The organism is Streptomyces sp. MI02-7b, from assembly GCF_033793585.1.
Taxonomy (GTDB): Bacteria; Actinomycetota; Actinomycetes; order Streptomycetales; family Streptomycetaceae; genus Actinacidiphila.
Genome location: NZ_JARAWX010000038.1, coordinates 41,566 through 63,640 on the forward strand (window position 1 = coordinate 41,566; position 22,075 = coordinate 63,640).

Genomic DNA, 22,075 nt, shown 5'->3' on the forward strand with positions numbered 1-22,075 from the left:
TCTGAGCGGTGTCGGTGGTGCGGGTGTCAGGAGGTCTCGGGGGCGGCGGCCCGGCGCAGCAGGCGCAGCCGGGGGGCGACGGAGGCGCGGCCGCGGTGCGAGACGCCGCGGGCGCTGAGGTCGCCGATCAACTGGACGGCGGTGACGATCACGACGAGGACGGCCAGCGTCACGTTCATCAGCCCGGTCTCGAAGCGCTGGTAGCCGTAGCGGACGGCGAGGTCGCCGAGGCCGCCGCCACCGATGAGCCCGGCCATGGCCGAGTAGCCGATCAGGGCGATGACGGTGGTGGTCGCGGCGGAGATCAGCGCGGGCAGCGACTCCGGCAGGAGGGTCTTGCGTACGACGGTCCAGGTGCTGCCGCCCATCGCCTGGACGGCCTCGACGAGACCGGAGTCCACTTCGCGGACGGCGATCTCCACCAGCCGGGCGAAGAACGGGATCGCGCCGATCGACAGCGGGACGATCATCGCCTCGGGACCGATCGTGGTGCCGACCAGGGACTTGGTGAACGGCATCAGGTAGATCATGAGGATCACGAAGGGCAGCGACCGGATCACGTTGACCACGGCGCCCAGTGCCTTGGAGAACACGCCGTTGGCGAGCAGTCCGCCGCGGTCGGTCAGTACGAGCAGCACGCCGAGCGGCAGGCCGCCCGCGACGGATATCAGCGTGGACCAGCCGACCATGACCAGCGTTTCCCCGCAGGCCTGCGACAGCAGGGGCTGCATCTCGGACCAGGTCACTTCGCGGCCCCCTCGACCCGCTCGGCCCGCTCGGCGGCGGTCGCCGGCGCGATGTCGACCTGCAGGCCCTTCTCGCGCAGGAAGCCGATGGGCACCACGTTGTCCTCGAAGGCTCCGGGCAGTTCGATCCGCATCCGGCCGACCTGGCGTCCCGCGATGGTCTCGAGCGCGGCGCCGAGCACCGAGATGTCGATGTTGTAGGTGCGCGAGAGCTGCGAGATGACCGGTTCGGTCGCGGCCTCCCCGTGGAAGGTGAGGTCGACGACGGTGCGGTCCTGCCCGGAGGGCTCACCGCCGACCGGGAACAGCTCGTGGGCGAGTTCGGAACCGGGAGTGGCGAGCAGGTCGGTGACCTTGCCTGATTCCACGATCCGGCCTCCCTTCATCAGTGCGGCGGAGTCGCAGACCGCCTTGACGACCTCCATCTCGTGCGTGATCAGCAGCACGGTCAGGCCGAGCTGCTGGTTGAGGTCGCGCAGCAGTTGGAGGATCGAGCGGGTGGTCTCCGGGTCCAGGGCGGAGGTGGCCTCGTCGGAGAGCAGCACCTTCGGGTCTCCGGCCAGGGCGCGGGCGATGCCGACGCGCTGCTTCTGGCCGCCGGACAGCTGGGCGGGGTAGGCGCGCGCCTTGTCGGCGAGCCCCACGAGGTCGAGCAGTTCGCGGGCCTTGGCCGTACGCTGCCGTCCGGAGACGCCGAGGATCTCCAGCGGGAGTTCGACGTTGTCCTGGACGGTGCGCGAGGACAGCAGGTTGAAGTGCTGGAAGACCATGCCGATGCGGCCGCGGGCGGCGCGCAGGGCGGAACCGGCGCGCGGCGAGCGGCCGGCCAGCGCGGTGAGGTCCTGCCCGGCGACCTCGACGGTGCCCGAGGTGGGCCGTTCCAGCAGGTTGACGCACCGGATGAGGGTGCTCTTGCCCGCGCCGCTGCGGCCGACGACGCCGAACACCTCGCCTTCGCGGACATGCAGGTCGACGCCGTCGAGGGCCACCGTGTCCCGGCCGTGGGAACGGTAGACCTTGGTCAGGCCCGTTGTGGTGATCACTGGGGATTCCGTCACTGTCGAGTGCGCGGCACGCAAAAGCCGCGCACGGGGGCGAATTCACGATCGGCAGGCATGGCTGCGCCCCGGAGGGGGCGTGGGGAGAGTCAGCAGCGCGTGCCGGGCGGCTGGGGGTCGTGCGTCAGCCGGCAGCGGCAAAGGGACAGCTGCGGTTCCATGTCCAGGTCCATCGGGGTGTGCGATCCGTGGCAGGAGGGGCGGGTCTCACTTCGGGGCGCGAGACTCAGATGGCGTGGGCCCTCAGCGTGCACACATTCGACACATACGACGAACACCGGGCGTCATCGCCTCGGTCGCGCGGCAGCGGCGGTTCGTCGTGGTCATGCGCACCAGTAAAGCAGACCGCCGAACGGCGTACCAATATCCGGTCCTGCTGTCCGCGATGCGGACAGCCCGGGGGGTGGGATCCGGTCGTTCCCGACCGTAATAGAGTCGCGCCATGCTCGACGTCCTCACGATCGTGGTCTCCGCCACGGCGCTGCTGCTGGCCGCCTGGTGCGGTTTCGCTGCCTTCCGGGACCAGCCGACCAAGGACTGGCACTTCATCGGCATGGCCGTGGTGGCCGTGCTGGCACTCGCGCAGCTGGTGATCGGCGTGATCAAGGTCTCGACGGGCGGGAAGCCGGTCGACGGGACGACGATCTTCTTCGCCTATCTGATCGGGGCGGCCTGCACGGTGCCGGCGGCGGCCTTCATGTCGCTGACCGAGCGCACCCGCTGGGGCTCGGCGATCGTGGCCGCGGGCGGGCTCATCCTGGCCGTGCTGGAAGTGCGGCTGTACGACATCTGGGGAGGCGTCAGTGCCTGAGACCGCCGAGGGGACCGCGCCGGAGGCCGTGTCCGGCACCGGCGCCAAGGGGATCGGCCGCGGCCCGGGACGGCTGCTGCTGTCCCTGTACGGGGTGTTCACGGTCGCCGCGCTGTCCCGCGCGATCGTGCAGATCGTCCTGCAGTTCGACGAGGCGCCGCTGGCCTACCTGCTCTCCCTGCTCGCCGGGACCGTGTACGCGGTGATCACGGTGGCGCTGTGGCGCGGCGGCGAGGGCGCCCGGAAGGTGGCCCTGGTCAGCTGCACGCTGGAGCTGATCGGCGTACTGACCGTGGGCACGCTGACGCTGGTGGACTCCTCGGCCTTCCCCGACCAGACGGTGTGGTCGGACTACGGCATGGGCTATGTGTTCCTGCCCGTGGTGATCCCGGTCAGCGGCCTTCTGTGGCTGCGCCGGGCGGCGCAGCCACAGAAGGCCTCCTGATCCGTGCTCAGGCGCTGGCGGCGTACGTCTGCGCCGCCGGCTTCTCCATGTGCACCAGGCTCAGCCGGCCGCTGACCGGCTCGGCCGTGCCCACCTGCGCGTAGCCGAGCTTGCGGTACAGCCGCAGGTTGAACTCGCTGCGGTGACCGGTGAACAGGCGGTAGCGCTTGGCCTGGAGATCGTCGGCCAGCCGTTCCTCGATGGCCCGCAGCAGCCGGCCGCCGAGGCCGTGCCGCTGCATGCGCGGGTGGACGATCAGTTTGGCGATGCTGGCGGTGCCGTCCTCGTCGACCGCGCCGCGGACCGAGCCGACCACCTCCTCGCCGAGCCTGGCCACCAGGACCGTGCCCTGCGTGAGCTCCGCGCGCAGCGCGTCGAGGGTCTGCGTCAACGGTTCGATGCCGTAGTCGCCGTAAAGCTCCGCCTCGCTCTGGTAGCACAGGTATTGCAGTTTGAGGATCTTTTCGGCGTCTTCGCCCATCGCGGTAGAGATGGTCACGCTCATGCCCATGTGCGCTGGCCTCCCCTTCGAGTCGCCCGGGCGCACAAGGGGTGAGGGGGCGCCCAGGACGTTGCCCTGACTGGAACCGGAAACACGGCGCGGCCGCGCACAAGCGCCCTGTCGCCGACTGTTTACGGTGCATTACCCCGTCGTACGGGAGATGCAACCCCGGTTGCGAGGATCGTACGCAGGCAACTCAGGCAGCGGGAACGGAGCGGACCCAGACTGCCCTGTGAGATTCCCAACTCCCGGGAGATTTCACGGTAAGTGAGGTCGGAACGGGAGATCAGGGCGGATACCAGCTCAGGGCAGCGCCCCGGCAGCCGGCCCACGGCGGCCAGCAGGGCGCGGCGCCGCTCGGCGGCGAGCACCTGCTGTTCCGCGGTGGGCGCCTGCGCCGCGGCGTGCGCCCCCAGCGCACCCGGAGCCAGCGACGTCTCATGGCGGGCGTGCCGTCCGGCGAGCCGGGCCTCGGCACGCACCGCGCGGCGCAGCCAGGCCGAGGGGTCGGCGGGCGGTTCGGGGAGCTCCAGCAGGCGCAGCCACACGGACTGCTCGAGGTCGGCGGCCTCGACGGCGCCGGGTACGGATTCGGCCGCGGCCTCGGCGGCGAGCAGCGGCCGGATGCCGGCCAGTTCGTCGTGTCGTACGTGAGCGGTCATGTCCGGCGGGACACCCGTGCCGCGCCGGGTGGTTGCCCCCTGGCCGGGGAACCACCCGTGCGCGGCAGCGGAGTCACGCCTTGTTGACGAAGGCCGCGCGGGCGAGCAGCGCGGTGTCGCAGTTGTCGGAGAAGATGCCGTCGATGCCCTGCTCGAAGTAGACCTGGAAGGCGCCGAAGGCGTCGCCGTAGGCGTTCGGGTCGGCGCCGACGCGGAAGTCGGCCGGCAGGAAGGCGTTCTCGTTGCGCATGGTGAAGGGATGCAGGATCAGCCCGGCCTTGTGGGCGTCGCGCACCAGCGTGGTGGGCGTGCCGAGGTTGCCGGCCGCGTCCCGCGGGATGATCAGGTTGACGGTGGGGCCGATGCCCTGCGCGAAGCCCGCGATCCACTTCAGGCCGGCCGGGGTGACCAGGTCCGCGACGGTGCGCGGGTCGCCCGCCACCACGAGGTCGTACGGGCGGGTGGTGGCCGCGTCCAGCAGGAAGACCTTGGGGTTGCGCAGGCCCAGCGCGCCGAGCCGCTGGAGGCTGGTGGGCTCGAAGGACTCCAGGAACAGCGGGGAGTTGCGCCCGTCGCGGTCGTAGCGGCGCAGCAGCCCGGCGACCCGCTCCTCCAGGCCGAGGCCGATGCCGCGGAAGTAGGTGGGGTGCTTGGTCTCGACGTGCAGCCACACCGCCTTGTCGCGCTTGCGGCCCTGCTCGTCGGCCCAGCGCAGCACCTCCTCGAAGGTGGGGATCTCCCAGTGGCCGTCGTAGAGGGTGTTGTGCTGGCGCTGTGCGGGCAGCCGCTCCACGGCGCGCAGCGTCTTCAGCTCGGCGAGGGTGAAGTCCTCGGTGAACCAGCCGGTGGTGGCCACACCGTCGATGGTCTTCGTGGTCCTGCGGGAGGCGAACTCCGGGTGCTTGGCGACATCCGTGGTGCCGCCGATCTCGGGCTCGTGGCGGCAGACCAGGTGGCCGTCCTTGGTGGGGACGAGGTCCTGCTCGATCACGTCGGCGCCGAGGTCCAGCGCGAGCTGGTAGGAGCCGAGGGTGTGCTCGGGGCGGTAGCCGCTGGCGCCGCGGTGGCCGACGACGGTGGGCACGGGGAGGGCTCTCACCGGTCCGTGCGAGGAGCCGCGCGACGATCCGTGCGAGGATTCGCGCCCGTTCGCCGCCGCGCTCCCGGCGGCACCGAGGACGGAGGCGGCGGCCCCGAAGGCGGCCGCCGCCCCGATCAGTGCCCGGCGACCGGGACCCCGGCCCTGGTCCTGGCCCTGCTGCTCGTGCGTCATGTGCGCTCCCTCGAATCGGCCGAACATGTGTCCGGTCCCTGCCAAGCGACGGGCGCATCGTAGGCGGGCGGTCCTTTCAGCCGGGCGGCCGTCGTCGGAACATGGCGGAAACGCAGATCAACAATGCGTGCCGGTCGTGTGAACCCGGTGTGCGTGTCGCGGCGCCGCGGAAGTATCGTCGTCGACGGGGGAGGCGCACACTGGTGAGCGAGACCCTGCGCAGAGTCCCGCCGGACCTCTGCCGACCACGACCGGAGGACCCGTTGTTCCGCATCATCCTCAAGGCGCTGCTCGGAGTACTGATGCGCGTGCTGTTCCGCCCCAGGGTCGAGGGCGCGGAGCACATCCCGGGCGACGGACCGGTCATCCTCGCGGGCAACCACGTCACCTTCATCGACTCGATGTTCCTGTCACTCGTCGTCAAGCGGCAGGTCTTCTTCATCGGCAAGGACGAGTACGTCACGACCCCCGGCTTCAAGGGCCGCCTCATGGCGGCGTTCTTCACCTCCGTGGGCATGATCCCCGTGGACCGCGACGGCGGCCACGGCGGTGTCGCCGCCCTGATGACCGGACGTCGGATCCTCGACGAGGGCAAGGTCTTCGGCATCTACCCGGAGGGCACCCGCTCCCCCGACGGCCGCCTCTACCGCGGCCGCACCGGCGTGTCCCGCCTGGCCCTCATGACCGGCGCCCCCGTCGTCCCCTTCGCCATGGTCGGCACCGACCGCATCCAGCCGGGCGGCGCCGGCGTGCCCCGCGTCCACCGCTTCACGGTCCGCTTCGGCAAGGCCCTGGAGTTCTCCCGCTACGAGGGCATGGACCGCGACCGCTACGTGCTGCGCGCCGTCACCGACGAGGTCATGAGCCACGTGATGCGGCTGGGCGGCCAGGAGTACGTCGACGTCTACGCCACCAAGGCCAAGGCGGCCAAGGCCGCCGACCACGCGACGGCCGCGTAGCGTCCGCTTCGCGCCGCCTGGGGCCGCGCACGGATGCGTCGCCGCCGGTCGCGCAGTTCCCCCCGCCCCTTCGGGCGAACGGGTGCGCTACGCCCTGCGCGCCGTCACCGACGAGGTCATGAGCCACGTGATGCGGCTGGGCGGCCAGAGGTACGTCGACGTCCACGCCACCAAGGCCGCCGACCACGCGACGGCCGCGTGGCGTCTGCCCCTCCGTCGCCTCCCGCGCCGCCTGTGGCCGGTCACGCAGTGCCCCGCGCCCCTTCGGGCGAACGGGTGCGCCCCCCGCTCCCGGGGATCGCCACCATCGGCTGGCGCAGCGGTGCCTGACGTACTGCCAGGAGTGGACTTCGGCGCTCTCTGCGCACAACGCACCTCCGGCACCTTCCAGGGGCGTGAGCCCACCGCGCGAGGGTCTCGCGCCGGAACGACGTCGCGTCCCAAAGGGCGGGGAACTGCGCGACGAGCCACGATGTATCCGCACGGAACACACCATCGCCCGGTCGGGCCACGATCAGCCCAATCCCGCGAAAGGAATTCGCCGGTACGCCGAAGGGCCCCAAGGGGCGCGGCGAACCATGACGCACCCGCGCGGAGCACTCAGCGCCGGGCGCAACCCGCGAGCCGCTGGCCGCGCAGAAGGCGCCACGCCGCCGCGGCCGCGAGGAGCAGGACGCCGCCGCCCACAGCGGAAGCCGCCCCAAGGCCGTCGGTGAAGGCGGCGGGCGCCGCCGAGGCCGGACCGCCCGAGATGCCGGTGACGATCGAGCCGAGCAGGGCGACGCCGAGGGCCGCGCCGAGTTCGTAGGCCGTCCCGGAGACACCGGACGCGGCGCCGGCCTGCGCCGGCGGCACGCTGGAGAGGATGACGTCGGCGGTGACCGTGTACGAGAGCCCGGCCCCCGCGCCGACGACGAGCAGGGCGGAGCCGAGGAACAGGTAGCCCGAGTCGGGCCGCAGGGCCAGCAGGGCGACCAGCGCGAGCCCGGTGGCACCCAGCCCGCCCGCGACCGCGCCCCGCACCGACCAGCGCCGGGCGGCGGCGCCCGCGACGAGGCCCGTCGCCGCCGCGCCGAGCGTGGCGGGCAGTTCGCACAGTCCCGCCTGGAGCGGGGAGCGGCCCTGGACCTCCTGGAGGAACTGGGAGAGGAAGAAGACCGTCCCGGCGAGCCCGAGCACCGTGAGCAGGTCGGCCAGGACCGCCCCGGAGAAGCCGCGGTGCCGGAACAGCCGCATGTCCAGCAGCGGTGCGGGCAGCGCGAGTTGACGGCGGACGAAGCCGTACAGGCAGGCCGCGCCGAGCAGTCCGGTCCCGAGCGCGGCCGGTCCCGGCCCGTGGACGGCGAGCTGCTTGACGGCGTAGACGACCCCGAACATGCCGATCAGCGACAGCAGGACGCTCGCCGGGTCCCACGGCCCGCAGCCAAAATCGCGGGACTCGGGCAGCAGGCGCACGCCGACGACCAGCAGTACGGCCGTCACCGGCAGGTTGATGAGGAAGACCGAGCCCCACCAGAAGTGCTCCAGCAGCAGCCCTCCGACGACCGGCCCGAGCGCGGCGCCCGCGGTGGACACCGCGCCCCAGACACCGATGGCGAAGCTGCGCTCGCGCGCGTCGGGGAAGAGGGTGCGGATCAGGGCGAGGGTGGACGGCATGAGCGTGGCGCCGGCGACACCCATGAGCGCGCGGGCGGTGATGAGCGTCCCGGGCGTGGTGGCGTACGCGGCGAACACCGACAGCGCGCCGAAGGCGGCGGTACCGGTGAGCAGCAGCCGCTTGCGGCCGACGCGGTCGCCGAGGCTGCCCATGGAGACCAGCAGGCCGGCGATGACGAAGGAGTAGACGTCGCCGATCCAGAGCAGTTGGGTGGAGGTGGGCCTCAGGTCCTCGGTGAGGAAGGGGATGGCCAGGCCCAGGACGGTGGCGTCGACGGCGACGAGCAGCAGGGCGAGGGTCAGTACCCCGAGCGCGAGCCAGCGGGAGGGGTGCCCGCGGCCCCCTCGGCGGGGGGTGGTGACCCGGGCGAGGGTGGCCATCAGGTGCTCCCGGTCTCGCGGGGGGCGCGCAGCATGCCGCCGAGCAGCAGGTCGGTGACCATGCGCGCGGAGTCCCGCCGAGCCATCCGGCCGTCCAGGACGGACCAGGCGGAGGCGGCGATCAGCGCGTACAGGGCCTCGACGAGCCAGGCGGGCGCCAGGTCGTGGCGGAAGGCGCCGGTTTCCTGGCCGCGGCGGAAGAGCGCGGCGACGCGTGCGTCGATGCGCGCCCAGCCGTCGTTGATCTCGTCCAGGTCGTAGAGCTGGTTCTCGCCGTAGAGGAAGGCGAGGAAGCCGGAGACGGGCATGGCCTCGGTGATGAGCCGGCGGACGGCCTCGACGGGGTCGCCCTCCTCGATGCGCGCCGCGTCCAGGCACTCCTCGGTCTGCTCGATGCCGAGCGTGCCGAGGGCGCGCACGAGCGCGTCCCGTCCCGGGAAGTGCCGGTGCAGGGTGGCCCGGCTGACGCCCGCCGCCTTGGCGATCTCGTCCATGGAGGCGGTGGCGCGACGGGACAGCAGGTCGGCCGTGTCGCGCAGGACCTGCTCACGATCGAAACTCATGAGACAAGGGTACTCCGTATGAGACATTAACGTCTCATACGTGACGACAAAGAAGCCCGGCCGGGGTCTGGGACCCCGGCCGGGCCGAACCGCCGGACAGGCGGCCGGTCAGCTCTTGGCCTGCGCCCAGGCCAGCTGGACGGCCAGGTCCCGCTTGATCTCGGCGAGCTGGACGACGACCGCCGAGGGCGCCGTGCCGCCCCGGCCGTTGCGGGCGGCCAGCGCGCCGGGCACGTCGAGCACGGTCCGCACCTCGGGGGTCAGGTGCGGGGAGATCTTGGCGAACTGCTCGTCGGTCAGCTGGTCCAGCTCGATCCCCTCGGCTTCGCAGACCTTCACGCACTCACCGGCGATCTCGTGCGCCACCCGGAACGGGACGCCCTGCTTGACCAGCCACTCCGCGATGTCGGTGGCCAGGGAGAAACCGGCAGGGGCCAGCTCCTCCATGCGCTTGCGGTTGACGGTGAGGGTGGCCATCATCCCGGTGAACGCCGGCAGCAGCACCTCGAGGGTGTCGCAGGAGTCGAAGACCGGCTCCTTGTCCTCCTGGAGGTCGCGGTTGTACGCGAGCGGAAGGGCCTTGAGGGTGGCCATCAGTCCGGTCAGGTTGCCGATGAGGCGGCCGGACTTGCCGCGCGCCAGCTCGGCGATGTCCGGGTTCTTCTTCTGCGGCATGATCGACGAGCCGGTCGAGAAGGCGTCGTGGAGGGTGACGAAGGAGAACTCCTTCGTGTTCCAGATGATGACCTCCTCGGCGATCCGCGACAGGTCGACGCCGATCATCGCCGTGATGAAGGCGAACTCGGCGGCGAAGTCCCGCGAGGCGGTGCCGTCGATGGAGTTGGCCGACGAGCCGTGCTCGAACCCGAGGTCCCGCGCGACTGCCTGCGGGTCCAGGCCGAGCGAGGACCCCGCCAGCGCGCCGGAGCCGTAGGGCGACACGGCCGTGCGCTCGTCCCACTGCCGCAGCCGCTCCGCGTCCCGGGACAGCGCCTGGACGTGGGCGAGGACATGGTGCGCGAAGAGCACCGGCTGCGCGTGCTGCAGGTGGGTACGGCCCGGCATGGCGACGTCGATGTGCGCCTCGGCGAGAGCGACCAGGGCGTGCTGGAGCTCGGCGACCAGGCCGCCGATGACGCGGGCGTGGTCGCGCAGGTACATCCGGAAGAGCGTGGCGACCTGGTCGTTGCGGGACCGGCCGGCGCGCAGCTTGCCGCCGAGGTCGGGGCCGAGCCGCTCCAGCAGGCCGCGCTCCAGGGCGGTGTGGACGTCCTCGTCGGCGATCGTGCCGGTGAAGCTGCCGTCGGCGACGTCGGCCTCCAGCTGGTCGAGGCCGGCCAGCATGCGCGTGAGCTCGTCCTCGGTCAGCAGGCCCGCCGCGGTGAGCACGCGCGCGTGGGCGCGGGAGCCGGCGATGTCGTACGGCGCGAGCCGCCAGTCGAAGTGCACGGACGCCGACAGCCTGGCCAGCGCCTCCGCGGGACCGTCGGCGAAACGGCCGCCCCAGAGCCGGACGTCACCGGTGTTGCTGCTCAACTCTTCGCTCGCTTCCGTCGGTGGGTCGATGTGCGACCGCCTCCCCGCCGTGGGACGGGCGGGGAGGCGGTCTGCCGTGGTCGAGGCTACTGACTAGGCCAGGTCGCGCTTGGCGGCGATCTTCGACGACATGCCGAAGATCTCGATGAAGCCCTTGGAGAGGGACTGGTCGAACGTGTCACCGGTGTCGTACGTCGCCAGGTTGAAGTCGTACAGCGACTCGGCGGACTTGCGGCCGGTGACGACGGCGCGGCCGCCGTGCAGGGTCATCCGGATGTCACCGGACACGTGCTGGTTGGCCTCGTTGATGAAGCCGTCCAGGGCGCGCTTGAGCGGGGAGAACCACAGGCCGTCGTAGACCAGCTCGCCCCAGCGCTGCTCGACCTGCCGCTTGTAGCGGGCGAGCTCGCGCTCGACGGTGACGTTCTCCAGCTCCTGGTGGGCGGTGATCAGCGCGATCGCGCCCGGCGCCTCGTACACCTCGCGGGACTTGATGCCGACCAGCCGGTCCTCGACCATGTCGATCCGGCCGATGCCCTGGGCACCCGCACGCTCGTTGAGCTGCTGGATCGCCTGCAGGACGGTGACGGGCTTGCCGTCGATGGCGACCGGGACGCCCTGCTTGAAGCTGATGACCACCTCGTCGGCCTCGCGGGGCGTGGCCGGGTTCTGGGTGTACTCGTAGACGTCCTCGATCGGGGCGTTCCAGATGTCCTCCAGGAAGCCGGTCTCGACGGCCCGCCCGAAGACGTTCTGGTCGATCGAGTACGGGGACTTCTTGGTGGTGGCGATCGGGAGGTTCTTCTCCTCGCAGAAGGCGATGGCCTTGTCGCGGGTCATCGCGTAGTCGCGGACCGGGGCGATGCACTTCAGCTCGGGGGCGAGGGAGGAGATGCCGGCCTCGAAGCGGACCTGGTCGTTGCCCTTGCCGGTGCAGCCGTGGGCGACGACGGAGGCGCCGTGTTTCTTCGCGGCGGCCACCAGGTGCTTGACGATGGTGGGCCGGGAGAGGGCGGAGACCAGCGGGTAGCGGTCCATGTAGAGGGCGTTGGCCTTGATCGCCGGGAGGCAGTACTCGTCGGCGAACTCGTCCTTGGCGTCCGCGACCTCGGCCTCGACCGCGCCGCAGGCCAGCGCCCGCTTGCGGATCACGTCCAGGTCCTCGCCGCCCTGGCCGACGTCCACGGCCACGGCGATGACCTCGGCGCCGGTCTCCTCGGCGATCCAGCCGATGGCGACGGAGGTGTCCAGTCCGCCCGAGTAGGCGAGTACGACGCGCTCGGTCACGGGTCTCTCCTTTGGTGCGCGAGGCCTGAGGGTGCATACGCTGTTGGGTATAAGTATGCACTCCCCCGTATGTTTCGTCAATCGGCCGTGTCGCCGCAGGTCACAGCCGTGCCGCAGGCACGGGAACCCACCCCGGAGGGACGCGGGGAACCGCACGACCCGCACACGCACCCGCACCCGCACCCGCACCCGAGCACCGGCACAGCGCCCGCCGCGGCACAACGGCGCGCCGCGCGCAGCACGTAGCACACCCCCGCCCCGGCCGTCAGGCGAAGCCCCGCTTTGAGTCACCTCGAACTCCCGCCCGTACCCCACCGCATGGCGGCCACGAGCACGATGATCCACAACAGCAGGGCGGGCAGACGGCAGGCCATGCGCCGGATCCGTCCCCGCCGCTCCCCCGCGGTCCCCCTGCTCCTGCTGGCCTGGGCGGGTGCCGCCGGGGTCGTCTGGCTGTGGTGGGGCAACACCCCCTACGTCCGGCCGGTCACGGCCGACCGGCTGATCGCCGCCGGCCGGATCACCGGCCTGCTCGGCGGCTACGCGATCTCCCTCGTCGTCCTCCAGATGGCCAGGGTCCCGGCCCTGGAGCGGCGGGTCGGCTCCGACCGGGTCGCCCGCTGGCACGCGATGACCGGCCGCTACGCGATCTCGCTGGTCGTGGCACACGTCGTGCTCGTCCTCTGGGGCTACTCCGCGCAGTCCGGGCTGCCGATCGCCCGGCAGACGACGAGCGTCGTGCTGGACTACCCCGAGATGATCAAGGCGACGATCGGCACCGGGCTGCTGCTGCTCATCGGCTTCCTCTCGGCGGGCGCGCTGCGCCGCAGATTGCGGTACGAGACCTGGTACTACATCCACCTGCTCACCTATGCCGCCGTCTACCTGACGTTCTGGCACCAGCTCGCCACCGGCGCGGAGTTCGCAGGCGACGCGACGGCGCGCGGCGTCTGGTACGCCCTCTACGGCACGGTCACGGGCCTCGTGCTCTGGTACCGCGTGCTGGTCCCCGTCCGGCTCAACCTCAAGCACCGCATGCGGGTCGAGGAGACCGTGGAGGAGGCGCCCGGGGTGGTGTCGGTGCTGATCAGGGGGCGGCGACTGCACCGGCTGGGCGCGGAGCCCGGCCAGTTCTTCCGCTGGCGGTTCATGGCCGAGGGGCTGCGGTGGAGCTCCCACCCGTACTCGCTGTCCGCGCCGCCGCGGCCCGACCTGCTGCGCATCACCGTCAAGGCGGTCGGCGGGCACAGTTCGGCACTCGCCGGGCTGCGGCCCGGCACCCGTGTGTGGGCGGAGGGGCCGTACGGCGCGATGACCGCCTCGCGGCGCCGCGGCGGCAAAGTACTGCTGCTGGCCGGCGGTGCGGGCATCACCCCGCTGCGGGCACTGTTCGAGACGCTGCCGGCCGCGCGCGGCGACCTCACGCTGCTCTACCGCGCGCGCAGCAAGCAGGACCTGGCGCTGTGGGCCGAGTTGCAGGAGATCGCCGCCGAGCGCGGCGCCCGCCTGGTCTACGCGGTCAACGGCCCGGGCGGGGCCCGTCCGGAGATCACCGCGCAGGCGCTGCGCAGGATGCTGCCGGACATCGAGGAGCACGACGTCTTCCTGTGCGGGCCGCCCGGGCTCGCCGAGGAGTCCTTTTCCGCGCTGCGCGAGGCCGGAGTGCCCGAACGCCGCATCCACCACGAGTCCTTCGAGCTGTGAGGTGCCCGTGAAGAAGAAGCATCCGCTCCGCCGGATCGTCCTGACCGGTGCGACAACCGTCTCCGCCATCGTGCTGCTGCTGGCGCTGAAGCCGACGACGGCGCCCTTCGCCTCGCAGGCGGGGGTCCGGGCGCCGCAGCGGCCGCCGGTGTCGGCGGAGCCCTCCGCGGCGGGCGGCGACCCGACGGTGCCGGTGACGGAGCCGTCAGGACCGGCGCGCCGGACGCCGGCCGGCTCCCCCGCCGCGTCCGCCCGGCCCGCGGCGCCAGCCGCACCCGCCAAGCGGACGGTCACCGGGGACGTGGCGCAGACCAGCTACGGGCCGGTGCAGGTCAGCATCACCGTGGAGGGCGGGCGGATCACCGCGGCGACCGCCGTTCAGGCCCCGAACGGCACACCGATGAGCGACCAGTTGACCGCCTCCGCGATCCCACGGCTCAACCAGGCGGCGGTCACCGCGCAGAGCGCGGCCATCGACACCGTCTCCGGTGCCTCCTTCACCAGCCAGGGCTACCAGCAGTCCCTGCAGAGCGCGCTGGACAAGGCCGGTGTCTGACCGTGTCCGACAACCCCCCTCGACTGCGCCACGTCGAACACTGCATGGGGACGGTGTTCTCCTTCGACGTCCGCGGCGCCCGTGACCCGCGGGTGCGGGCGGCCCTGGAGGCGGCGGTCGCCGGGCTCCACGAGGCCGACGCACTGTTCTCCACCTACCGCCCCGACAGCGAGGTCAGCCGACTCGGCCGCGGCGAACTCGGCCCCCAGGACTGCTCCCTGGAGGTGCGGGAGGTGCTGCGGCGCTGCGCGGAGGCGGAGCTCGCCACCGGCGGCTGGTTCACCCTCCGCTACGCGGGGCCGGACACCGCGCCCGACCCCACCGGGCTGGTGAAGGGCTGGGCGGTGGAACGCGCCGCGCGCGCCATCGCCGCCGCCGGCGCGGAGTCGGTCTGCGTCAACGGCGGCGGGGACGTCCAGCTCACCGGCGGCCCGTGGCGGGTGGGCATCGCCGACCCGCTGCGGCCGGGGGGCCTCGCGACCGTGGTGGAGTGCGCGGACGGCGAACTCGCCGTCGCCACCTCCGGTCCCGCCGAGCGCGGCTGCCACATCCTCGACCCGCACACCGGCCAACCGCCCGCGGACGGCCTCGCCTCGCTCACCGTGGTCTGCCCCGGGCTCACCGAGGCCGACGTGCGGGCCACCGCCGGGTACGCGATGGGCCGGGCCGCGCGGGAATGGCTGGAAGAACTCCCCGGCACGGAGGCGTTCGCCGTCACCGCCGAGGGCTCCACCTGGCAGACCCGGGGATTCGGGGGTCTCACCGCCCAGTTGAGCGCTTGACGATCAGCGGTTCGCGGTGGCAAGAATGCGTCCCATGGATCTGCATTTGAGCGACAAGGTCGTGCTCGTCACCGGAGGGTCCGACGGCCTCGGCGCGGCCCTGGTCCGGCGGCTGGCCGCCGAGGGCGCCAAGGTGGCGCTGTGCGGCCGCGACGCCGAGCGCATCGAGCGCCTGGTCAAGGACCTGGGTGCCACCGGGGCGGACGTCCTCGGTGTCCCCGCCGACGTGACCCGTACCGAGGACCTGGAGCGCTTCGTCTCCGCCGCCGACGGCCGCTGGGGGCGCGTCGACGCCGTCGTGAACAACGCCGGCCGCAGCGCGGCCGGATTCTTCGAGCGCCAGGACGACTCGGTGTGGGAGGAGGACCTGGACCTCAAGCTGCACGCCGCGGTCCGGCTGACCCGGCTGGTGCTGCCGCACCTGCGCGCCGCGGGGGGCGGCAGTGTGGTCAACACCCTCGCCGTCTCCGCCAAGGCACCGGGAGCGGGCAGCACTCCCACCTCGGTGTCCCGGGCCGCGGGCCTGGCCCTCACCAAGGCGCTGTCCAAGGAGCTCGGCCCCGACAACATCCGGGTCAACGCCGTGCTGGTCGGCCTCGTCGAGAGCGGGCAGTGGGACCGCCTGGCCGCGGAGCGGGGCATCACCGTCGAGGAGCTGTACGCCACGATGGGCCGCGAGTCCGGCATCCCGCTCGGCCGGGTGGGGCGGGCCGGGGAGTTCGCGGACCTGGTCGCGTTCCTGCTCTCGGACCGCGCCGCCTACGTGACGGGCACCGGCATCAACCTCGACGGCGGTCTCAGCCCGGTCGCCTGATCACCCGTCAGGAAGCCGCGTGGCGCCGGGCTCATCGCTCGGCGCCGCCCCCGGCCAGACGCAGCAGGTGGTCGGCGACCGCCTGCCCTCCGGAGGGGTCGCGGCTGATCAGCATGACGGTGTCGTCGCCCGCGATGGTGCCGAGGATGTCGTACACCTCGGCCTGGTCGATCGCCGAGGCGAAGAACTGCGCGGCCCCCGGGGGCGTACGCACGACGACGAGGTTGGCCGAGGCCTCGGCGGAGATCAGCAGTTCACTGGCCAGGCGGCGCATCCGCTCCTCCTTCACCGACTCGCCCAGCGGCGCCTGCGGTGTGCGGAATCCGCCCTCGCTCGGCACCGCGTAGATCAACTCACCGTTGTTGGTGCGGATCTTGACGGCGCCGAGCTCGTCGAGGTCCCGGGAGAGCGTCGCCTGCGTGACGGTCAGCCCGTCGTCGGCGAGCAGCTTGGCGAGCTGGCTCTGCGACCGCACCGGGAGCCGGTTCAGGATGTCCACGATCCGCCGGTGGCGTGCCATCCGGGTCTGCGGTACGGCCGCGGCTCCGCCGCCCTGCTGCTGCGCCTCGCTCATCGTCGTGTCATTCTCCGGCTCGCGATCCCTCGTGCTGGGCCCGGACGGCGTCCAGCACCCCCGGCAGCTCCCGGAGGAAGGCCGTCACCTCCGCGTCACCCAGGATGAGCGGCGGGGCGAGCCGCACCGTGTCGGGTACGGCGGCGTTCACCAGGAGTCCGGCGTCCTGAGCCGCCTTCTGCACCTGGGCGGCGAGCGGCTCGGTGAGCACGATACCCAGCAGCAGGCCCGCACCACGCACCTGATCGACCAGTGGGTGGCCCAGCGCCTCGATCCCCTGCCGCAGCTTCTCCCCCTGCCGCTTGGTGTTCTCCAGGATGCCGTCGGCGGCGATCGTGTCCAGGACGGCCAGCGCGGCGGCGCAGGCGACCGGGTTGCCGCCGAAGGTGGTGCCGTGCTGACCGGGGGTCAGCAGGTCGGCGGCGGGCCCGAACGCGAGGACCGCGCCGATGGGCAGTCCGCCGCCGAGCCCCTTGGCAAGGGTGACGACGTCGGGCTCGATGCCCTGCGCCTGGTGCTCGAACCAGTGGCCGGTGCGGCCGATGCCGGTCTGCACCTCGTCCAGGACGAGCAGGGCGCCGACCGCCCGGGTGATCTCGCGGGCCGCGGCGAGGTAGCCGGCAGGGGGGACGACGACGCCGTTCTCGCCCTGGATCGGCTCCAGCACCACCAGGGCGGTCTCCCGCGTCACTGCGGCGCGCAGCGCCTCGGTGTCCCCGTACGGCACGTGCGTCACGTCGCCGGGCAGCGGGTGGAAGGCCTCCTGCTTCTTGGGCTGTCCGGTGAGCGCGAGGGCCCCCATGGTGCGCCCGTGGAAGCCGCCCTCGGTCGCGACCATGTGCGTGCGGCCGGTCATCCGGCCGATCTTGAAGGCGGCCTCGACGGCCTCGGTGCCGGAGTTGCAGAAGAGCACGCGCCCGGGCCGCCCGGACAGCTGCAGCAGCCGCTCCGCGAGGGCGACGGTGGGCTCGGCGACGAAGAAGTTGGAGACGTGGCCGAGGGTGGCGATCTGCTCGGAGACGGCGCGCACGACGGCGGGGTGCGCGGTGCCGAGGGCGTTGACGGCGATGCCGCCGAGGAAGTCCAGGTACGCGTTGCCGTCGGCGTCCCAGAAGGTGGCGCCCTCACCGCGGACCAGGGGCAGCCGCGGTGTGCCGTAGTTGTCCATCAAGGAGCCCTGCCACCGCTCGGTGAGCGCCTGGTTGCCCTGGTTGCCGTGGTTGCCGTGGTTGGCCTGGTTGCCGTGGTTCCCGGTCCCGGTCATGCCCGTCCCCCTCCGTGCGCGTTTCCGTTCGCGATGCCGTCAGCGATGCCGTTCGCGGGGTCGGGCACCACCATGGTGCCGATGCCCTCGTCGGTGAAGATCTCCAGCAGGATCGAGTGCTGGACGCGCCCGTCGATGACCCGGGCGGTGTTCACGCCGTTGCGCACGGCGTGCAGGCACCCCTCCATCTTGGGGACCATGCCGCTCGACAGCTCCGGCAGCAGCTTCTCCAGCTCGCTCGCGGTGAGCCGGCTGATGACCTCGTCGCTGTGGGGCCAGTCCTCGTAGAGGCCCTCGACGTCGGTGAGGACCATCAGGGTCTCGGCGCCGAGGGCGGCCGCGAGGGCCGCGGCCGCGGTGTCGGCGTTGACGTTGTAGACCCCGGCGCCGTCGCCGGTGTCGGCGCTGCGGGCGATGGAGGAGACGACCGGGATACGGCCGTCGTCGAGCAGGGCCTCGATGGCGCCGGTGTCGATCGCGGTGATCTGGCCGACCCGGCCGATGTCGACGGCCTCGCCGTCGACGACCGGACGGTGCCGGGTGGCGCTGATGGTGTGGGCGTCCTCGCCGGTCATGCCGACCGCGAGGGGGCCGTGCTGGTTGAGGAGGTTGACCAGCTCGCGCTGCACCTGCCCGGCCAGCACCATGCGCACGACGTCCATGGCCTCGGGCGTGGTGACCCGCAGCCCCGCCTTGAACTCGCTGACCAGGCCCTGCTTGTCGAGCTGCGCGCTGATCTGCGGGCCCCCGCCGTGCACGACCACCGGCTTGAGCCCGGCGTGCCGCAGGAAGACGACGTCCTGCGCGAACGCGGCCTTCAGCTCCTCGTCGACCATGGCGTTGCCGCCGAACTTGACCACGACGGTCTTGCCGTTGTGGCGGGTCAGCCAGGGCAGCGCCTCGACGAGGATCTGCGCCTTGGGCAGGGCGGTGTGCTTGCGCGCGCTCATGAGCTGTAGGCGCTGTTCTCGTGGACGTACTCGGCGGTCAGGTCGTTGGTCCAGATCGTCGCGGTCCGGTCGCCCGCGGCGAGGTCCGCGGTGATGTGCACCTCGCGGTAGCGCATGTCGACCAGCTCGCGGTCCTCGCCGACCGAGCCGGCCTTGCAGACCCAGACGCCGTTGATGGCCACGTTCAGGCGGTCGGGCTCGAAGGCGGCCGAGGTCGTCCCGATCGCGGAGAGCACCCGGCCCCAGTTGGGGTCCTCGCCGTGGATGGCGCACTTGAGGAGGTTGTTGCGGGCGATGGAACGGCCCACCTCCACCGCGTCGTCCTCGGTCGCGGCGTTGACGACCTCGATCTTGATGTCCTTGGAGGCGCCCTCGGCGTCGCGGATCAGCTGGCGGGCCAGGTCGGCGCAGACCCGCTCGACGCCCGCGGCGAAGTCCTCGTACGCGGGGGCGACGCCGGAGGCGCCGGAGGCCATCAGCAGCACGGTGTCGTTGGTCGACATGCAGCCGTCGGAGTCGGCGCGGTCGAAGGTGGTGCGGGTGGCGGCGCGCAGCGCCTTGTCCAGCGTCGCGGAGTCCAGGTCGGCGTCGGTGGTGATCACCACCAGCATGGTGGCCAGGCCCGGGGCGAGCATGCCCGCGCCCTTGGCCATGCCGCCGACGCTCCAGCCGTCGCCGTCGTGGACGGCGGTCTTGTGGACGGTGTCGGTGGTCTTGATGGCGATGGCGGCCTTCTCGCCGCCGTGCGGGGACAGGGCCGCGGCGGCCTCGTCCACGCCCGGCAGCAGCTTGTCCATGGGCAGGCGCACGCCGATGAGTCCCGTGGAGCAGACCGCGACCTCGCCGGCGCTGTGGCCGAGGGCGGCGGCGGCGCGTTCGGCGGTGGTGTGGGTGTCCTGGAAGCCGAGCGGGCCCGTACAGGCGTTGGCGCCACCGGAGTTGAGGACGACGGCGGAGACCTGGCCGCCGCGCAGGACCTGTTCTGACCACAGGACGGGGGCGGCCTTGACGCGGTTGGAGGTGAAGACGCCGGCCGCGGCGAGGCGCGGACCGTTGTTGACCACCAGGGCCAGGTCCGGGTTGCCGTTCTCCTTGATCCCGGCGGCGATGCCGGCCGCCGTGAATCCCTGCGCTGCCGTGACGCTCACGCTGTGGTCTCCTTCGTCGCTTCCGCGGTGGTCCACCGGGTGGGGGCGGACTTCGTCATGGTGCCTTGGTGCGGCTCGGTGGCCGTGTGGGCGGTGGTGGCGCCGGTGCCGGGTGCCGTGTCACAGGGAGCCGCCCGGGTCAGCAGGACGGCGACGGCGCGGCGCGCGCGGGTGGCGGGGCGGGGGGTCACGGCGCGACCCCGACGGTGCTCAGGCCCGTCTCCTCGGGCAGGCCGAGGGCGATGTTCATGCTCTGCACGGCACCGCCGGCGGTGCCCTTGGTGAGGTTGTCGATGGCGCTGATGGCGATGATCCGGCCGGCCGCCTCGTCGTACGCGACCTGCACCAGCGCGGCGTTGGAGCCGACCACCGACGCGGTGGCCGGCCACTGCCCCTCGGGCAGCAGGTGCGCGAAGGGCTCGTCCGCGAGCGCCTTCTCGTACGCGGCGCGCACGGCGGAGGCGGTGACGCCCGGCCGGGCGGCAGCGGTGCAGGTGGCGAGGATGCCGCGGGGCATGGGGGCCAGCGTCGGGGTGAAGGAGACCGTCACGCGCTCACCGGCTGCCGCCGACAGGTTCTGGATCATCTCCGGGGTGTGCCGGTGGCCGCCGCCGACGCCGTACGGGGTCATGCTGCCCATGACCTCGCTGCCGAGCAGATGCGGCTTGGCCGCCTTGCCCGCGCCGGAGGTGCCGGACGCGGCGACGACGACGGCCTCGGGCTCGACCAGTCCGGCCGCGTAGGCCGGGAAGAGCGCGAGGGAGACGGCGGTGGGGTAGCAGCCGGGCACCGCGATGCGGCGGGTCCCGGCGAGCGCGGTGCGCGCGCCCGGCAGCTCGGGCAGGCCGTACGGCCAGGTGCCGGCGTGCGGGCTGCCGTAGAAGCGCTCCCAGTCGGCGGGGTCGGTGAGCCGGAAGTCGGCGCCGCAATCCACGATCAGCACGTTCTCCCCGAGCTGTTCCGCGACGGCCGCCGACTGGCCGTGCGGCAGGGCGAGGAAGACCACGTCGTGCCCGGCGAGCACCTCGGGGTCGGTGGGCTGGAGGACGCGGTCCGCGAGCGGCAGCAGGTGCGGCTGCAGGCCGCCGAGGCGCTGCCCGGCGCTGGAGTTCGCCGTGAGCGTGCCGATCTCGATCTCGGGGTGGTTGAGTAGCAGGCGCAGCACCTCTCCGCCCGCGTAACCGCTCGCACCCGCCACCGCTGCCCGGAATGCCATGGACCCTCCTCGTCGATGGCATGACTATACGGCCGCCGGAACTTTTATGCAAAGCCCTGGCGCGATCCCGCCGGTCACGCCTGTGACGGCGACCGATAGTTGGCGGTTACGATCGCTAGTTGGCGGGCCGAACCTACATCGCAGACCAATCACTGTAAGTTGCGATCATCTACGAAGATGTGTACACGCCGCGTACTTCGTGGTGCTCCCCTGGTGAGATGGAAGCACAGATGGGAGCCGGCATCCGATCCGATGTGTGCGTCTTAGGTGATCTGGTCCCTCCCTACGCACCCACCAACGCCGCCCGGATGCAGTTGTCACTGGGCAACGGCTGGCAGAGGAGATGGTCAGCAGCGCTGCGATTCGCCGGAGACGAGGCGATCTGGCCGGTACGCGACCTGGCTGAAGCCCCCGTCTTTGACGCGGAGCCGGCACGCACCTTTACCTGGCGAGCCAGACAACGACACCGTCCGGGTCTGCAGTACATGGTGTCGACGGGACGGCTGCACGGTTTCGAGTCCTTAGAAGAAGCCCGACTCCTCACGGCCCTCGACTTCCTACGCGTGATTGAGGTGCTCCCGCAGCCCTTTCGGCTGACGTTCGAACACGATGGCGGTCTCAGCCGCCATGTTCCCGACTTTCTGGCAGTAATGACGGACGGTACGCGATGGCTCTTCGACGTCCGCCCACAGGCGCTGATCCGCAGCACCGATGCCCTGAAGTTCGCCGCCGCAGGCGCGGTAGCGGCTGCCTGCGGCTGGCAGTACCTCGTAGTCACCGGCTGGCGGCCGCACGTATGGAGTGTGCTTGACCAGCTATCTGCTCGCCGCCGCCCGCTGGACGACCAACTCGGCCTACAAGGTCAGTTGGAGGAGTCCGCGAACGGATCAAGTTTCGGGGACTTGGTTGCCTCGACATCGCTGCCGGTGGTCGCACGCGCCCACGCGGTGCACCTGCTTTGGCGCCGCCGTCTTGGCGTCGACTTGGGCATGCCCCTCGGAGACACCTCGCCTATCTGGCGAGGCAGCCGACACAAGGAACAGTGATGGCGCTGATCGATCTGGCCGTGGACGTCGTCCTTCGGATCGAGGTTGCGTCCTTGGAAGTGGTGTAGCGGGTTGGACCTGATCCGGGGGTTTGCTCCGGCGTCCGGGTTGGTGCCCGCATAGACAAACGGCCACCGGCTGA

The 22,075-nt window shown here is 71.9% G+C and carries 23 protein-coding genes and 1 pseudogene; 9 read left to right on the plus strand and 15 right to left on the minus strand.

The window, feature by feature from the left end; genetic code table 11:
• Positions 1-26: 26 nt before the first annotated feature.
• Together PV364_RS37855 and PV364_RS37860 are read right to left on the minus strand one after the other, a co-directional pair.
• Complete coding sequence (locus PV364_RS37855) at positions 27-746, minus strand: methionine ABC transporter permease (protein ID WP_319665469.1); 720 nt, start codon at positions 744-746, stop codon at positions 27-29.
• Positions 743-1,789: a methionine ABC transporter ATP-binding protein gene (locus PV364_RS37860; RefSeq protein ID WP_319665470.1), complete on the minus strand. Its 1,047-nt coding sequence runs from the start codon at positions 1,787-1,789 to the stop codon at positions 743-745. Before PV364_RS37860 ends, PV364_RS37855 begins: the two co-directional genes overlap by 4 nt.
• A gap of 457 nt (positions 1,790-2,246) precedes the next feature.
• Here PV364_RS37860 and PV364_RS37865 point away from each other — a divergent pair, with 457 nt between their 5' ends.
• Together PV364_RS37865 and PV364_RS37870 are read left to right on the plus strand one after the other, a co-directional pair.
• Positions 2,247-2,615 (plus strand): hypothetical protein, encoded by a 369-nt coding sequence (locus PV364_RS37865; RefSeq protein WP_319665471.1) that lies wholly within the window; start codon positions 2,247-2,249, stop codon positions 2,613-2,615.
• A complete protein-coding gene (locus tag PV364_RS37870) occupies positions 2,608-3,060 on the plus strand; it encodes a hypothetical protein (protein WP_319665472.1) in 453 nt (150 codons plus the stop codon). The genes PV364_RS37865 and PV364_RS37870 overlap by 8 nt, the downstream gene beginning before the upstream one ends.
• Before the next feature lie 7 nt (positions 3,061-3,067).
• On the opposite strand, the gene PV364_RS37875 is transcribed toward PV364_RS37870, so the two are convergent.
• The 3 genes from PV364_RS37875 to PV364_RS37885 all read right to left on the minus strand — a co-directional run bounded on the left by PV364_RS37875 (position 3,068) and on the right by PV364_RS37885 (position 5,497).
• The gene (locus tag PV364_RS37875; RefSeq protein WP_319665473.1) at positions 3,068-3,571 is read right to left on the minus strand and encodes a GNAT family N-acetyltransferase; all 504 of its coding nucleotides are present in this window, start codon (positions 3,569-3,571) and stop codon (positions 3,068-3,070) included.
• A gap of 122 nt (positions 3,572-3,693) precedes the next feature.
• On the minus strand, positions 3,694-4,224 hold the full coding sequence (locus PV364_RS37880) for a sigma-70 family RNA polymerase sigma factor (protein ID WP_319665474.1): 531 nt from the start codon (positions 4,222-4,224) through the stop codon (positions 3,694-3,696).
• Positions 4,225-4,297: 73 nt separating this feature from the next.
• Positions 4,298-5,497 (minus strand): glycerophosphodiester phosphodiesterase, encoded by a 1,200-nt coding sequence (locus PV364_RS37885; RefSeq protein ID WP_319665475.1) that lies wholly within the window; start codon positions 5,495-5,497, stop codon positions 4,298-4,300.
• Between the two features lie 302 nt (positions 5,498-5,799).
• On the opposite strand from PV364_RS37885, the gene PV364_RS37890 reads away from it, so the two are divergent.
• The gene (locus PV364_RS37890; RefSeq protein WP_319665492.1) at positions 5,800-6,456 is read left to right on the plus strand and encodes a lysophospholipid acyltransferase family protein; all 657 of its coding nucleotides are present in this window, start codon (positions 5,800-5,802) and stop codon (positions 6,454-6,456) included.
• Between the two features lie 76 nt (positions 6,457-6,532).
• Positions 6,533-6,634, plus strand: a pseudogene (locus tag PV364_RS37895) (1-acyl-sn-glycerol-3-phosphate acyltransferase); the annotation flags it as partial.
• Positions 6,635-7,056: 422 nt separating this feature from the next.
• Here PV364_RS37895 and PV364_RS37900 read toward each other — a convergent pair.
• The 4 genes from PV364_RS37900 to PV364_RS37915 form a co-directional block, all read right to left on the minus strand.
• Positions 7,057-8,493 carry an MFS transporter gene (locus tag PV364_RS37900; protein WP_319665476.1) on the minus strand — a complete coding sequence of 479 codons (1,437 nt, stop codon included), beginning with the start codon at positions 8,491-8,493 and terminating at the stop codon, positions 7,057-7,059.
• Positions 8,493-9,056 carry a TetR/AcrR family transcriptional regulator gene (locus PV364_RS37905; RefSeq protein ID WP_319665477.1) on the minus strand — a complete coding sequence of 188 codons (564 nt, stop codon included), beginning with the start codon at positions 9,054-9,056 and terminating at the stop codon, positions 8,493-8,495. The genes PV364_RS37900 and PV364_RS37905 overlap by 1 nt, the downstream gene beginning before the upstream one ends.
• Positions 9,057-9,164: 108 nt before the next feature.
• Positions 9,165-10,592 carry an argininosuccinate lyase gene (argH, locus tag PV364_RS37910; protein WP_319665478.1) on the minus strand — a complete coding sequence of 476 codons (1,428 nt, stop codon included), beginning with the start codon at positions 10,590-10,592 and terminating at the stop codon, positions 9,165-9,167.
• A 93-nt stretch (positions 10,593-10,685) separates the two neighbouring features.
• The gene (locus tag PV364_RS37915) at positions 10,686-11,879 is read right to left on the minus strand and encodes an argininosuccinate synthase (protein ID WP_319665479.1); all 1,194 of its coding nucleotides are present in this window, start codon (positions 11,877-11,879) and stop codon (positions 10,686-10,688) included.
• 318 nt (positions 11,880-12,197) lie between these two features.
• On the opposite strand from PV364_RS37915, the gene PV364_RS37920 reads away from it, so the two are divergent.
• Genes PV364_RS37920 through PV364_RS37935 form a run of 4 tightly spaced genes read left to right on the plus strand, consistent with a single transcriptional unit; the run spans position 12,198 to position 15,735 of the window.
• The gene (locus PV364_RS37920) at positions 12,198-13,583 is read left to right on the plus strand and encodes a ferredoxin reductase family protein (RefSeq protein WP_319665480.1); all 1,386 of its coding nucleotides are present in this window, start codon (positions 12,198-12,200) and stop codon (positions 13,581-13,583) included.
• Between the two features lie 7 nt (positions 13,584-13,590).
• Complete coding sequence (locus tag PV364_RS37925) at positions 13,591-14,139, plus strand: FMN-binding protein (protein ID WP_319665481.1); 549 nt, start codon at positions 13,591-13,593, stop codon at positions 14,137-14,139.
• Between the two features lie 44 nt (positions 14,140-14,183).
• The gene (locus PV364_RS37930; protein WP_319665493.1) at positions 14,184-14,921 is read left to right on the plus strand and encodes an FAD:protein FMN transferase; all 738 of its coding nucleotides are present in this window, start codon (positions 14,184-14,186) and stop codon (positions 14,919-14,921) included.
• Between the two features lie 34 nt (positions 14,922-14,955).
• Positions 14,956-15,735, plus strand: a complete 780-nt coding sequence (locus PV364_RS37935; protein ID WP_319665482.1) for an SDR family oxidoreductase — start codon at positions 14,956-14,958, stop codon at positions 15,733-15,735.
• A 31-nt stretch (positions 15,736-15,766) separates the two neighbouring features.
• On the opposite strand, the gene PV364_RS37940 is transcribed toward PV364_RS37935, so the two are convergent.
• From PV364_RS37940 to argC, 6 genes are read right to left on the minus strand one after another with little or no spacing between them, the layout of a single operon-like run.
• Positions 15,767-16,309, minus strand: a complete 543-nt coding sequence (locus PV364_RS37940; RefSeq protein WP_319665483.1) for an arginine repressor — start codon at positions 16,307-16,309, stop codon at positions 15,767-15,769.
• 7 nt (positions 16,310-16,316) lie between these two features.
• The gene (locus tag PV364_RS37945; RefSeq protein ID WP_319665484.1) at positions 16,317-17,573 is read right to left on the minus strand and encodes an acetylornithine transaminase; all 1,257 of its coding nucleotides are present in this window, start codon (positions 17,571-17,573) and stop codon (positions 16,317-16,319) included.
• Positions 17,570-18,523 carry an acetylglutamate kinase gene (gene argB, locus PV364_RS37950; protein ID WP_319665485.1) on the minus strand — a complete coding sequence of 318 codons (954 nt, stop codon included), beginning with the start codon at positions 18,521-18,523 and terminating at the stop codon, positions 17,570-17,572. Before argB ends, PV364_RS37945 begins: the two co-directional genes overlap by 4 nt.
• Positions 18,520-19,671 (minus strand): bifunctional glutamate N-acetyltransferase/amino-acid acetyltransferase ArgJ, encoded by a 1,152-nt coding sequence (gene argJ, locus PV364_RS37955; protein WP_319665486.1) that lies wholly within the window; start codon positions 19,669-19,671, stop codon positions 18,520-18,522. The genes argB and argJ overlap by 4 nt, the downstream gene beginning before the upstream one ends.
• On the minus strand, positions 19,668-19,862 hold the full coding sequence (locus PV364_RS37960) for a hypothetical protein (protein WP_319665487.1): 195 nt from the start codon (positions 19,860-19,862) through the stop codon (positions 19,668-19,670). The genes argJ and PV364_RS37960 overlap by 4 nt, the downstream gene beginning before the upstream one ends.
• Positions 19,859-20,887: an N-acetyl-gamma-glutamyl-phosphate reductase gene (argC, locus tag PV364_RS37965; RefSeq protein WP_319665488.1), complete on the minus strand. Its 1,029-nt coding sequence runs from the start codon at positions 20,885-20,887 to the stop codon at positions 19,859-19,861. Before argC ends, PV364_RS37960 begins: the two co-directional genes overlap by 4 nt.
• 218 nt (positions 20,888-21,105) lie before the next feature.
• Between argC and PV364_RS37970 the strand changes: the two genes are divergently transcribed.
• Positions 21,106-21,933 carry a TnsA-like heteromeric transposase endonuclease subunit gene (locus PV364_RS37970; protein ID WP_319665489.1) on the plus strand — a complete coding sequence of 276 codons (828 nt, stop codon included), beginning with the start codon at positions 21,106-21,108 and terminating at the stop codon, positions 21,931-21,933.
• Positions 21,934-22,075: the final 142 nt, after the last annotated feature.